Consider the following 12,991-nt stretch of genomic DNA (forward strand, 5'->3'; position numbering starts at 1 on the left):
TAGGCAGCATATTTTGAGAGCGCAAGCGTCTCTGTGAGACTTTCTTCATCGCGGTTGAAGCGCGCCTGTGGATACTTATCTGCGAGGCGCATCACGGGGGATGGGCGGGCAGGGCCGGAAGGCCGCGCGTTGCCAGTTCTTCGCTTTGTTGCTAACCGCGCCCATCCGGCAAAGTCCTTGAATGGATTTTCCCGGCGAGGCGTGTCGCAGATCGGATGCGGCGCGCGATTCGCGCCGGGGATGAAAAGACGAGAAGGCCCTTCAGTTCAATGCAAAGCTCGATTCTCAACCAGCTCGCCGCCGCCGCTCCCGCGGGCGCGCCTCCGGCATGGATTCAGTACCTGCCGTTCGTGGCGATGGCGGTGATCTTCTGGTTCCTCATCCTGCGCCCGCAGATGAAGCAGCAGAAGGAGCACAAGAACAAGCTCTCGGCGCTCAAGAAGGGCGACGAAGTGCTGACCGGAGGCGGCCTCGTCGGCAAGATCGTCAAGATCGACGACAACTATGCCGACGTCCAGCTGGCGCAGGGCGTGGTCGTGAAGGCCGTCAAGTCGACCATCGTCGACGTGATCCCGCCGGCCGGCTCGAAGCCCGCAAACGACTGATTTTCCGGCATCGCCGGGTCGCCCCGGCCATGCCAGACTGCATGGAGCGCCCCGGACCGGGCGCTCTTTCGGAGAGAAGCCACAGGCTATGCTCGAATTTCCCACCTGGAAGAAGCTCTGGTACTGGGGCCTGACGCTCGTCATCGCCCTTTGCGCCGTGCCCTCGCTGGTCTCCCTGACCAATGCGCGCTGGCCCGCATTCCTGCCCGAGCCCAAGATCAATCTCGGCCTCGACCTGGCCGGCGGCAGCCGCCTCCTCTTGGAGGCCAACCGCCAGCAGGTCGTGCAGCAGCGCCTCGAAGGCATGGAAGAATCCGTGCGTACGCGCCTGCGCCAGGCCAGCCCGACCATCGCCATCGGCGATTTCTCCAGCACCGGCGGCCAGCTGGCCTTCACCGTGCGCGATCCTTCGCAGGTCGATGCCGCGCGTGAGGCGATCCTGCCGCTGACCTCGGGCGCGGGCCTCACCGGCCAGCGCGACTGGGACATCACGGTGCAGGACGGCACCCGCTTCATCCTCGTGCCGACCCAGGCGGGCATCGACCTGGCGATCAGCAATGCGATGGAGACCGCCGTCGAAGTCGTGCGCAAGCGCATCGACGCGCTCGGCACCAAGGAGCCGGACATCCGCCGTCTCGGCGGCACCCGCATCGACGTGCAGGTTCCCGGCCTCCAGGACCCGCAGGCGCTGAAGAACCTGCTGGGCCAGACCGCCAAGCTCGAATTCAAGCTGGTCGACGAGACCGCCGTGCCGAGCGACCTTGCCAAGGGCATCGTCCCTCCGGGCGACGAGCTGGTGCCTTATGCCGATCCCAACGATCCCGCGGCAGGCGGCGTCCCCGCCCTCGCGGTGAAGCGTCTCGGCGGCATCAAGGGCGACGAACTGACCGACGCCAAGCAGGCCTTCGATTCGAAGACCAATGCGGCCGTCGTCTCGATCACCTTCAACCAGCAGGGCGGCGAGAAGTTCGCCAAGCTGACCAGCGAGAACGTCGGCAAGCGCTTTGCGATCATCCTCGACGGCAAGGTGCTTTCGGCGCCTGCCATGCACGAGGCGATCCTGGGCGGTAGCGCCCAGATCTCGGGCAGCTTCAACGTCCAGTCGGCCACCCAGCTCGCCATCGCGCTGCGTTCGGGCGCGCTGCCGGTCGATCTCACCGTCGTCGAGGAACGCACTGTCGGTCCCGATCTCGGCGCCGATTCGATCCAGAAGGGCGTCGTCGCCATGGGCGTCGGCACCGTGCTGCTGATGCTGTTCATCTTCCTGACTTATGGCCGTTTCGGCGCCTATGCGAACCTCGCACTGGTGTTCAACGTGCTGATGATCCTGGGCGTGATGGCGGTGCTGGGCACCACCCTGACGCTGCCGGGCATCGCCGGTTTCGTGCTCACCATCGGTGCCGCGGTCGACGCCAACGTGCTCATCAACGAGCGCATCCGTGAGGAACGCCATCGCGGTCGCCGCGTCGTGCAGGCGGTGGAACTGGGCTACAAGGAGGCGAGCCGCGCCATCTTCGACGCCAACATCACCAACTCGATCGCCGCCGTGCTGATGTTCGCCTTCGGCTCGGGCCCGGTTCGCGGTTTCGCGGTCGTGCTGATGATCGGTATCGTCACGTCGGTGTTCACCGCCGTCACGATGAGCCGCATGTGGGTTGCGGGCTGGCTGCGTCGCGCCCGTCCCAGCGACCTGAACGTATAAAGGTACTGGCGCATGAAGCTCCTCAAGCTCATTCCCGATCACACGAACATCCACTTCCTGCGCTGGCAGTGGCCGTTCTTCATCACCAACCTGCTGGCGATGGCTGCGTCCATCGTGCTGCTGTTCACCCACGGGCTGAACCTCGGCGTCGACTTCGTCGGCGGCCAGATGATCCGCGTGACCTTCGAACAGAGCGCCACCGCGCCGGTCGGCAAGCTGCGTGACAGCGTCGATGCTCTCGGCTTCGGCGAGCCGGTGATCCAGACTTTCGGCAAGCCGAACGAAGTCTCGGTGCGCATGAAGCTGCCCGAAGGCGCGGACGACAATCCGAAGCTGGCCGACGGCATGGCTCGCAAGATCACCGCCAAGATCCGGCAGGACTTCGCCGATGCCCGCGTCGACGGCGTCGACTCGGTCTCGGGCAAGGTCTCGGGCGAGCTGTTCCACACGGGCATGCTCGCGCTTGGTCTCGCGATGATCTGCATCTCGATCTACATCTGGATTCGCTTCGAATGGCAGTTCGCGGTCGGCGCGCTCTTCGCGCTGGTGCAGGATATCCTGCTGACCGTGGGCATGTTCTCGCTGACGCAGATGGAGTTCGACCTCAACATCGTCGCCGCGCTGCTGACGCTGCTGGGCTACTCGCTGAACGACAAGATCGTCGTCTACGACCGTATCCGCGAGAACATGAAGAAGCATCGCCGCATGCCGATGAACGAGCTGCTCGACCTCTCGGTGAACGAGACGCTGTCGCGCACGATCGCGACCTCGCTCTCGGTGCTGATCATGCTCGTGTCGCTGCTGTTCCTCGGCCCCGACGTGATCTTCGGCTTCACCGCCGCGATTACGCTGGGCATCTTCATCGGCACCTACAGCTCGATCTTCATGTCCGCGCCGATCCTGATCTGGCTGGGCGTGAAGTCGGATACGTTCGTGAAGCAGGAAAGCGAGATCGACCGTCAGGACCGTCTCGCCCGCGAAGGCGGCGCGCGTCCCTAAAGGCAGCGATAGCTGAAAAACGAAAGGGCCGCTCCCGCAAGGAGCGGCCCTTTCTCGTATCAGGCGGCGGCGGTGATCGCTTCGCCCGCCAGCACGTCGCGCCAGAAGCAGACGAGGTTCTGCGCATTCACGCCCCAGGAGAAGCGGCTGACATGGGCGGAAACGTCCGCCTGGCTCGGCGGGTCGGCGAGGATGGCGCTGACGGCCTCGGCGATGGCTTCGGGGGTGCGCGCCGCGATGTGACCGGCGGTCTCGTCCTGCACCACCTCGCGGGCGCCGCCGATGTCGGGGATGACGATCGGGGTGCCGCAGGCCAAGCCCTCGATCCAGACATTGGCAAGGCCCTCGCTGGCGGAAGGCAGCACCAGCACATCGGCGGCGCAGAGCACATGCGGCAGGAGATCATGGCCGACGAGGCCGAGGAACTGCACCCGCTCGCCCACGCCCAGCCGCTCGGCGAGGGCGCGCAGTGGCTTTTCGTCCTCGCCCGTGCCCGCCAGCGCGAGATGGGCATCGGGAAGCCGGGCGAGCGCCTCGATCACCAGCCTTTGGCCTTTGCGCGGGATCAGCGAGCCGGGGGTGACGATCAGCGGCCCCTGCGACCAGATGCCGAGATTGGGCATGGCCGAGACGAGCGCGCGGGCGGCGCCGCGCTCGATGGGGTGGAAGCGCTCGCGGTCGAGGCCGGTGTAATGCACGCCGATGCGTTCGCGCGGCATGCCGAGCGCGACCATGTCCTCGCGCAGGGCGCGGCTCACCGCCAGCATCCCGGCGGCCTGCTGCGCGGCCTGTCGCATCTGTTTCAGCGCGGCGGGGCGCTGGCCCCAGTAATGGATATCGGCGCCGCGCGACTTGATGGTGAGCGGCAGGCCCAGTTCGCGCGCGACGATGGCGGCGGCGGGGCCGTCCGGAAAGAAGAACTGCGCGTCCACGAGGTCGAAGGGCTGCTCGGCATGGAGGCGGCGCACCAGCGGCAGCACGGCGCGGGCGATGCGGGCCGGGTTGCTGTCGCCGCCGATCTTCGGGATCAGGGTGAACTTGGGATAGAGCACCGGCAGGCCCGAGACCTCGCCGCGCTCCGGGATAGCCGCCAGCTTGTCGTAGGGATGGCGGCGGGAGAGCGGCCAGGGCGGCACGCCGATCGGGCTGACCATGGTGAGGTCCACGTCGCCTGCCGTGGCGATGGCCCGCATCTGGTTGCCGACGAAGATCCCGAAGGACGGCTTCACCGGATTGGGAAACAGCGTGGCAATGGAGAGGATGCGCATGACTTCCCTTTACCGGGCGAAAGTTAGAGCTTTCTGACGAGCATCTGCGCAACGGCCAGCCATTGGGGATGTTCCACCGTAGCGACCGGCTGACCGCTTGCCGGGGGGAGCAGGGTGAGCCGCTCACGGCTGCCATCGATCAGGCGCCCGAACGCGAAGCGGCCGCCGGGCAGGGGAGCGAGAACGTCGCGGTTGAGCAGCTTCGGCGCGTCCTGCGGCGGCGACTGGCGCAGCCAGACCTGATCCCCGGCGCGGTATTCGCCGCAGGACTGCTCGACTTCCATCACCATCCACGGCGCATCGGCGGCAAGGTCGCTCGGCAGGATCGCCTCGCGCCGGGTGCGCGGGCTGTCGGCACCGCTTTCGGAGAGCACGGCCATGACCATGGCGGGCACCTCGCTCTCGCTGCGCAGCAGGCGTTCCGGCTCGATATCGAGCGCCTTGGCGATCCGGTTCATCCAGGCGAGCGAGAGGTTGCGCGTGCCCGTCTCCAGTCGCCCGATGGTCTGCGCGGTCGTCGGCGGCAGGCAGGCGGCGGCGACGTCGGCGAGCGTCAGGCCCTTCTGCAGGCGAATGTCGCGAATGCGGTTTATCATCCTCAAAGGGCTCGCATAACCGTTCTGGTTTTCCAAGTGCTGTCATAGTGCCATTCTGGAGTCTGTTCGCACAAGGCTTTGGCTCTCTGTGAATTAATCCGTTTCAAAACCGGAGTTTCGTTGCGGTCTCGCGAAAGGAACGGCACCTTCGGCGTCACCACCGCATCCCGGGAGAACAGAATGTATCGCCGCGAATTCATGGCCACGGCAGGCGCCGGTCTGGCCTGGAGCCTGCTTGCTTCCCGCAATGCGATTGCCGCCGTTACCGCGCCGAACGCGGCCGACACGGCCTTCTATGCGAAGCTCGACGGCTTATTCTACGAATCGCTGGCGCAAAGCCCGGAAATGGCCAGCTCGCTGGGCCTCGACAAGGGCAAGTATGCGGCCCTGAAGTCCCGGCTTTCCGATGGCAGCACCAAGGGCCGCGCGGCGCAACTGGCACGAGGTCACAAGGCGATCGCCGAAGTCGAGAAAGTCGATCCCGCGCCGCTCAGCGAGACGGGGCGGCGCAATCGCGAACTGGCGCTCTACCAGCTGCGCCAGCGGGTGGTGTCGAAGGATAGGTTCGACCTCGAAAGCGCGCAGCGGCCCTATCTCATCACCCAGCAGGGCGGCGCCTATTTCTCGCTGCCCGATTTCCTCGACAGCCGCCACACGATCGAGACCAGGGATGATGCCGAGGCCTATCTCTCGCGCCTCTCCGCTTTCAAGACCGCGCTCGACGACGAGACCGAACTCCAGAAGGAATACGGCGCGCGGGGCGTGGTGGCGCCGGGCTGGTCGCTCGATCTGGCGCTCGGTCAGATGGCGAAACTGCGCGATACCCCTGCTGCCGAGAGCGGCTTGGTGACATCGCTGGCCAAGCGGACGGCGGCCAAGGGGATCGCCGGTGACTGGGCGGCACAGGCCTCGGCCATTCTCGAAAAGCAGGTCCATCCCGCGCTCGACCGGCAGATCGCGCTGCTGAAGGCGCAGCGCCCGACCACGGCGGCGGGCGACGGTGCCTGGCGTCTCAGGCAGGGTGACGAAATCTATGCCGAGGCGCTGAAGCAGGCGACCACGACCGATTATTCGCCGGAGGAAGTCCACAAGATCGGCCTCGAACAGGTCGCCGATCTCACCGCGCAGCTCGATACGATCCTCAAGTCCACCGGGCTCACCCAGGGCGCGGTCGGCGCCCGGCTCGATGCGCTGAACAAGCGGCCGGACCAGCTTTACGCGAACACCGATGCCGGGCGCAGCGAGCTTATAGCGGCGCTCAACGAGGGCATTCGCCAGATGTACGCGAAGTTGCCGCAGGCCTTCGACAATCCGCCGCAGCAGCCGCTCGAAATCCGCCGCGTGCCGCCGGAGATCCAGGACGGCGCCTCGAACGGCTATTACTATCGCGCGCCGCTCGATGGCTCGCGTCCGGCGATCTACTGGATCAACCTCAAGGACGTGGGAGACTGGCCGAAATATACCCTGCCGTCGCTGACCTATCACGAGGGCGTTCCCGGCCACCACCTCCAGGGCGGCTATGCCCAGACCGGCGGCGAATTGCCGATGCTGCTGAAAAACAGCTTCATTTCCGCCTATGGCGAGGGCTGGGCGCTCTACGCCGAGCAGCTTGCCGACGAACTGGGCGGCTACAGCGGGCTGGAACGCGCGGGCTATCTCCAGAGCTACCTTTTCCGCGCCGCGCGTCTGGTGATCGACACCGGCCTCCACCACTATCGCTGGAGCCGCGAGAAGGCGGCGGACTACATGGTCGAGACCGTCGGCTTCGCCCGCCCGCGCTCGCTGCGCGAGGTCGAGCGCTATTGCACGATGATCGGGCAGGCCTGTTCGTACAAGATGGGCCACACGGCCTGGGTCAAGGCGCGCCAGCGGGCACAGGCGGCGCTGGGCGACGGCTTCACCCTGCCGTGGTTCCACGCCATTCTCGCCGAAGGGGTGATGCCGCTGTCGATGCTCGACAAGCGGGTGGACGAGCGCATCGCGGAACGTCTCAAAGGGAAGTGAGGCGCGGGGGATGTTTGGTGGAGGGATATAGTGAAATATCACTCCGTCGCCCCCGCGAAGGCGGGGCCCCCGCTTTTCTTGTCCCACCGCGCGGGCGTTGAAGAAGCGGGATCCCCGCCTTCGCGGGGATGACGAGGTAGTTAGGGACAGGATCGGGGAGGCGTTAGGGAAGGGGGCCGCGTGGGAACGCGGCTTACCCTTCGACCTGTTCTGCCAGTTCCAGCCAGCGCTCCTCGGCCGCATCCTTCTCGCCGCGCGCCTTTTCGATGGCGGACGAGAGGCTGGCGAATTTCGCCGGATCGCGGGTGTAGAGCGCCGGGTCGGCCATGGCCGCCTCGTCGCGCAGGATCGCCGCTTCCAGCTCCTCGATCTTCTTCGGCAGCAGCTCGTAGTCGCGCTGGTCCTTGTACGAGAGCTTGCCCTTCTTCTGCGGCATCGGTGGAGGCGGCGGGGCGTTTTCGCCTTTCGCCTTGGCTTTCCCTGCGCTCGTGCGCTCGCGGCGCTTGGCTTCCCAGTCGGCATAGCCGCCCGCGATCACGTCGATATGGCCCGAACCGTCGAGGCCGAGCGTGACGTTGACGGTGCGGTCGAGGAAGTCGCGGTCGTGGCTGACGATCAGCACCGTGCCGTCGTAGTCCGCGATCACTTCCTGAAGCAGGTCGAGCGTTTCGAGGTCGAGGTCATTGGTCGGTTCGTCGAGCACCAGCAGGTTCGAGGTGCGGGCGAACTCGCGGGCGAACAGCAGGCGCGAGCGCTCGCCGCCCGAGAGCGTGCCGACTTTCGCCTCGACGAGGCCAGGATCGAACAGGAAGTCCTTGAGATAGCCCTGGATGTGCTTGCGCACGCCGACCACGTCGATCCAGTCGCCACCTTCGGCCAGCACGTCGCGAATGCGCATTTCAGGGCTCATCCGGCTGCGCTGCTGGTCGATCACGGTGGCGTCGAGCGTGGCGGCGCGCGTCACCGTGCCCTCGTCGGGCTGGAGTTCGCCCATCAGCACCTTGAGCAAGGTCGTCTTGCCCGAGCCGTTGGCGCCGACCACGCCGATGCGGTCGCCGCGCTGGATGCGCAAGTTGAAGTCCTTGATGACCGTGCGGTCTCCGAACTTCTTGGTCACGTGCTCGGCGACGATGACCGACTTGGTCTTGCTGTCGTCGGCTACGACGGCCAGCTTGGCGGCGCCTTGCGGCCCCATCATCGAGGCACGCTGGGCGCGCATTTCCCAGAGCTTGGCAAGGCGGCCCTGGTTGCGCTTGCGCCGCGCGGTAACGCCGCGTTCCAGCCAGTGCGCCTCGATCTTGAGCTTGGCGTCTAGTTTCTGGGCGGCGCGCGCTTCCTCGGCGTAGACTTCCTCTTCCCAGGCTTCGTAGCCGCCGAAGCCGATGTCGCGGCGGCGCAGGCCGCCGCGGTCGAGCCAGAGCGTGGCATTGGTCAGGCGGGTCAGGAACGTACGGTCATGGCTGATCACCACGAAAGCGCCGTTGTAGCGCTGGAGCCAGGATTCCAGCCAGTCGATCGCGGCAAGGTCGAGGTGGTTGGTCGGCTCGTCGAGCAGCAGCAGATCCGGCTCGGAGGCGAGGGCGCGGCAGAGCGCGGCGCGGCGGCGCTCACCGCCAGAAGCGCTCTTGGCTTCGCGCGAGAGATCGATGCCGAGCTGGTCGGCGATGGCTTCCACTTCGTGCTGCTGCGGGGCGTCGTCGCCGTGAATGGCGAAATCGAGCAAGGTATCGAAGCCGGTGAAGAACGGGTCCTGCTCCAGCGTCACCACGCGGGTGCCGGGCTGGACCGAGCGGGTGCCCTTGTCGGCATCGACCGTGCCCGCGATCAGCTTGAGCAGCGTCGTCTTGCCCGCGCCGTTGCGGCCGATCAGGGCCAACCGGTCGCGCGGGGCGATGTTGATGTCGAGGTCCTGAAAGAGCCAGCCGGAGCCCTGGATCAGGCCGAGGTTTTCCCAGCTGAGAATTGGTGCAAGTGCCATGACGCGCGCCCTACAGGGCAGAGCGGGGGGCTGGCAAGGCGGACGAAGGCGCTGTGGGATTTGTGCAACAGTGAAAACATGGTGCCACCTTCGCGCCACATTCAGGACTTGTTCAAGGCCAGAGGGTTAGGCAGCAAGTCGATATGAACAAGTCCCTTTCCTCTCTGACGGTCGCAGCCTCGCTGGCATTTGCCGCGTTTGGCATGGTCGGACCGTCGCTCACCGCCCACGCTGCCGATCCCGGCGGCGAGCAGGGCGAAGTGCGCCGCGAACGCCGGGCGGGCAATGTTCTCTCCCTGCCCGACATCGAGCGTCAGGTCCTGCCGCGCATGTCGGGGATGCAGTATCTCGGCCCGGAATTCGATTCCGCCGCCATGGCTTACCGGCTGAAGTTCATCCGCAACGGCAAGGTCTTCTTCGTCGATGTCGACGCCCGGACGGGCCGCGTGATCGGCCAGTCGCGTTAGGGCGGATCGACATTCAGCTCATGCGGGCCTGCGAAGCGCGATTCTCTGCGCTTCGGTGCTCACGGACCGAAAGTCCGCTGCGCTCCGATGCTCGATAATCACGCTTCTCGGTTCCACCTGAACTAAATGTCGATCCGCCCTGGTTGGGCATATTGAGGTGGGGATGAACCGTTCTTGTTCATCTTTACGTTCATAATTGAACGCCTAATGCTAACAGCGAAGCCGAAGCGCTGGAACCAAGCCGGTTCCCGTCGCTTGACGCTCCAGGCCTCCAATCCCATTTCGGAGGCCCCTGTTTCAGACCCCCTCGCTTAGGGAGAGATCGAATTGCGCATCCTGATCGTCGAGGATGAACCCACGCTCGGCAACCAGCTCAAGACCACGCTGGAGCAGACCGGCTATGCCGTAGACTTGTCCGTCGACGGCGAGGACGGCCACTTCCTGGGCTCGACCGAAGACTACGACGCCGTCATCCTCGACCTCGGCCTGCCCGAGATAGACGGGCTGACCGTGCTCGGCATGTGGCGCCGGGAAGGGCGCAATTTCCCGGTTCTGGTGCTGACCGCGCGCGATTCCTGGTCGGACAAGGTGGCGGGCCTCGATGCCGGCGCCGACGACTATCTCGCCAAGCCGTTCCAGACCGAGGAACTGATCGCCCGCCTGCGCGCGCTGATCCGCCGCGCCTCGGGCAATACTTCCAGCGAACTGACCGCGGGCGAGGTGCGCCTCGACACCCGCTCGGGCCGCGTCACGCTCGACGGCGAGCCGGTGAAGCTCACCGCGCAGGAATACAAGCTGCTGTCCTACCTGATGCACCACAAGGGCAAGGTGGTGAGCCGCACCGAACTGATCGAACACATCTACGATCAGGACTTCGACCGCGATTCGAATACGATCGAGGTCTTCGTCACCCGCATCCGCAAGAAGCTGGGTGCCGATGTCATCACGACGATCCGCGGCCTTGGCTACAGCCTCGACGATCCCGCAGAGCCTGGTCGCGGCTGAAGAACGCCGGGAGCGGTAAGGTGCAGGAAGGAGACGTGCGCGAAGAGGAGAACCTGAATCAGGTCGGTCCGCGCATGAAGGCGTCCAACACCGGATCGCTGGCCCGGCGCATGATGCTGATCGCGGCAGGGTGGATTTTCATCCTGCTGCTGGTCGGCGGCCTCGCGCTCGATCGCACGCTGACCGGCCTCATCTCGCGCAATTTCGACGAACAGCTCGGCTACATGCTGACCGGCATGATCGGCTCGGCGGAGATCGGGCCGGACGGGGAAGTGTTCTTCATCCGCCCGCTCGGAGACCAGCGCTTCCTGGAGCCGAATTCCGGCCTCTACTGGCAGATTCGCGCCAAGGGGCACGAGGATTTCCCCTCGCGCTCGCTCTGGGACCGCACCCTGAACGTGCCCGCCGACCACTTCGACGCGCAGCCGCACGTCTATGACAGCGACCAGTTCGCCGGCGAGCCGCTGCGGGTGATGGAGCGCTCGATCATCCTGCCGGGCAGCGATTCGAAATGGATGTTCACCGTCGCCGCCAGCCGCGCGGACCTCAACGAACAGCTCAAGATGGTGCGCGGCATCCTCGTCTACAGCTTCGTCGCGCTGGGCTTTGGCCTCTTGCTGATGGCGGGGATGCAGACCTGGTACGGGCTGTTCCCGCTGCGCCATGTCCGCCGCGCGATCCAGAAGCTGCGCACCACCGGGGCCAGCCGCGTCAATCACCCGTTGCCGCAGGAAGTGCAGCCGCTGGTCGAGGAACTGAACGCACTGCTCGCCCATACCGAGCGTCAGGCCGAGGAAGCGCGCACCCATGCGGGCAACCTCGCCCATGCGCTCAAGACCCCGCTGACGGTGGTGATGAACGCGGCGACGGCCAAATCGCCGGACCTGGCCGATACCGTCATCCGCGAGGCGGCGGTCATGCGGCGGCAGGTCGATCACCATCTGGCGCGCGCCCGCGCAGTCGGCCGCCGCGCGGTCGGCCAGTCGCGCGCGGAACTCTGGCCGAGCCTCGAAGCTGTGCTGCGCGCGGTCGAGCGGCTCTACGATCAGGCGCGCCTCGATCTCGACGGCAACCGCGAGGCGGTGGTCGCGCTGGAGAAGCAGGACCTTGAGGAAATCCTCGGCAACCTGATCGAGAATGCGGCGAAATACGGCGGTGGCAGCGTCTTCGTCACGGTCGATCCGGACCGCACCGCGCCGCTCTGCGAAGTCTGGATCGAGGACGACGGCATGGGCATTCCCGAGGCCGAGCGCATCCGCATCTTCGACCGCGGCGCCCGACTCGACACCGGCAAGCCCGGCACCGGGCTGGGCCTTGCCATCGTGCGCGATGTCGTGGAAATCTACGGCGGCACCGTGGAACTCGACGAAAGCGAGGATCTCGGCGGTCTGCTGGTGAAGCTCAAGCTGCCGCGGGTCGATGCATAGAACCAATTCTTGGGGGAAGCGGCGCGGAGGTGGTTGCGGCTCCGGTCATTCGTCCCCATTGGCGCGGTTTACCAGATCAAGGACACTCTCATGACCGATTCCATCAACCTTTCGCTGTCGTCGGACGAGATCGAAATCATCGTCGATGCGCTGGAAGCCGATCTCGAAGGCTATGTCGAGGCGGCCAAGGAAGCACGCGGCAACAACAACCGCGAGGACGTGACCACCTTCACCGAAGCGGCCACGCGCATCCAGACCCTGATGACGAAGCTTCAGGATCTGGTCGGCGAGTAAGCGCTATCGGGCGTCAATCCGGTTTTCGCCTGTGAAGGCGAAGGCCGGGGTTGTCCGGCTACTTTCGCCAAGCCCGAGCATATAGCGGAACAGCCTAAGCTTTCCGTTGCCTCAACTTATCCCGTCATCCCCGCGAAGGCGGGTATCCCGCTTCTTTTTCAACGCCCGCGCTGTGGAACAAGGAAAGCGGGGCCCCCGCCTTCGCGGGGGCGACGGAGTTTTATGGTTCGGTGCCTTGGCTAAGCGCCGGGGGCCGATCATCGGCCCTCCATTTCCCCGCGAGCGGCGGGAATTACGCCTCGTTCTTGGCCCGCTCGTGATGGCGGATCACTTCATCGATGATGAAGCGGATGAATTTCTCGCCGAAATCGGGGTCGAGGTTGGCGTCTTCCGCGAGCTTGCGCAGGCGCACGATCTGGCGCTCCTCGCGGCCGGGATCGGAGGCGGGAAGGTCCTTTTCGGCCTTGTAGGCGCCCACCGCCTGGGTGATCCGGAATCGCTCCGCCAACATGTGGATGAGGGCGGCGTCGATATTGTCGATGCTCGCGCGGAAGCTGGCGAGAACGGGGTCGGCTGCGGGAGTTTCCTGGGTCATCGCGAGGTCCGCTAGCACGGGTTCGCCGCCGCTTCCAGTCGCCGCGTTTCA

General features: G+C 65.7%; 12 protein-coding genes. 8 read left to right on the forward strand and 4 right to left on the reverse strand.

Annotated elements, in window-relative coordinates; all coding sequences use genetic code 11:
• The first annotated feature begins 269 nt into the window (after window positions 1–269).
• The 3 genes from yajC (at window position 270) to secF (ending at window position 3,306) form a co-directional block, all read left to right on the forward strand.
• The gene (yajC, locus tag ACZ1II_RS13795; protein ID WP_147219807.1) at window positions 270–605 is read left to right on the forward strand and encodes a preprotein translocase subunit YajC; all 336 of its coding nucleotides are present in this window, start codon (window positions 270–272) and stop codon (window positions 603–605) included.
• Window positions 606–693: 88 nt separating this feature from the next.
• Window positions 694–2,307 carry a protein translocase subunit SecD gene (secD, locus tag ACZ1II_RS13800; protein ID WP_465146948.1) on the forward strand — a complete coding sequence of 538 codons (1,614 nt, stop codon included), beginning with the start codon at window positions 694–696 and terminating at the stop codon, window positions 2,305–2,307.
• A 12-nt stretch (window positions 2,308–2,319) separates the two neighbouring features.
• Entirely contained in the window at window positions 2,320–3,306 is a 987-nt protein-coding gene (gene secF, locus ACZ1II_RS13805; protein WP_465146949.1) for a protein translocase subunit SecF, read from the forward strand.
• Window positions 3,307–3,365: 59 nt separating this feature from the next.
• Here the strand turns inward: secF and ACZ1II_RS13810 are convergent, their stop codons facing one another.
• Together ACZ1II_RS13810 and ACZ1II_RS13815 are read right to left on the reverse strand one after the other, a co-directional pair.
• Window positions 3,366–4,574, reverse strand: coding sequence for a glycosyltransferase (locus tag ACZ1II_RS13810; protein WP_465146950.1), 1,209 nt, complete (start codon window positions 4,572–4,574; stop codon window positions 3,366–3,368).
• A 23-nt stretch (window positions 4,575–4,597) separates the two neighbouring features.
• On the reverse strand, window positions 4,598–5,170 hold the full coding sequence (locus ACZ1II_RS13815) for a helix-turn-helix domain-containing protein (protein WP_465146951.1): 573 nt from the start codon (window positions 5,168–5,170) through the stop codon (window positions 4,598–4,600).
• A 180-nt stretch (window positions 5,171–5,350) separates the two neighbouring features.
• Here ACZ1II_RS13815 and ACZ1II_RS13820 point away from each other — a divergent pair, with 180 nt between their 5' ends.
• Entirely contained in the window at window positions 5,351–7,174 is a 1,824-nt protein-coding gene (locus ACZ1II_RS13820) for a DUF885 domain-containing protein (RefSeq protein ID WP_465146952.1), read from the forward strand.
• Window positions 7,175–7,367: 193 nt separating this feature from the next.
• On the opposite strand, the gene ACZ1II_RS13825 is transcribed toward ACZ1II_RS13820, so the two are convergent.
• Entirely contained in the window at window positions 7,368–9,152 is a 1,785-nt protein-coding gene (locus tag ACZ1II_RS13825; protein WP_465146953.1) for an ABC-F family ATP-binding cassette domain-containing protein, read from the reverse strand.
• Between the two features lie 143 nt (window positions 9,153–9,295).
• Here ACZ1II_RS13825 and ACZ1II_RS13830 point away from each other — a divergent pair, with 143 nt between their 5' ends.
• The 4 genes from ACZ1II_RS13830 to ACZ1II_RS13845 all read left to right on the forward strand — a co-directional run bounded on the left by ACZ1II_RS13830 (window position 9,296) and on the right by ACZ1II_RS13845 (window position 12,345).
• The gene (locus tag ACZ1II_RS13830) at window positions 9,296–9,619 is read left to right on the forward strand and encodes a PepSY domain-containing protein (protein ID WP_147219800.1); all 324 of its coding nucleotides are present in this window, start codon (window positions 9,296–9,298) and stop codon (window positions 9,617–9,619) included.
• 327 nt (window positions 9,620–9,946) lie between these two features.
• A complete protein-coding gene (locus tag ACZ1II_RS13835) occupies window positions 9,947–10,624 on the forward strand; it encodes a response regulator transcription factor (protein WP_147219799.1) in 678 nt (225 codons plus the stop codon).
• Between the two features lie 74 nt (window positions 10,625–10,698).
• On the forward strand, window positions 10,699–12,051 hold the full coding sequence (locus ACZ1II_RS13840; RefSeq protein WP_465147300.1) for a sensor histidine kinase: 1,353 nt from the start codon (window positions 10,699–10,701) through the stop codon (window positions 12,049–12,051).
• A gap of 90 nt (window positions 12,052–12,141) precedes the next feature.
• Window positions 12,142–12,345, forward strand: coding sequence for a hypothetical protein (locus tag ACZ1II_RS13845; RefSeq protein WP_465146954.1), 204 nt, complete (start codon window positions 12,142–12,144; stop codon window positions 12,343–12,345).
• A 292-nt stretch (window positions 12,346–12,637) separates the two neighbouring features.
• On the opposite strand, the gene ACZ1II_RS13850 is transcribed toward ACZ1II_RS13845, so the two are convergent.
• Window positions 12,638–12,940 (reverse strand): chorismate mutase, encoded by a 303-nt coding sequence (locus ACZ1II_RS13850; protein ID WP_147219830.1) that lies wholly within the window; start codon window positions 12,938–12,940, stop codon window positions 12,638–12,640.
• Window positions 12,941–12,991 lie beyond the last annotated feature (51 nt).

The sequence above is a fragment of the Novosphingobium sp. BL-S-20 genome, from assembly GCF_055521635.1.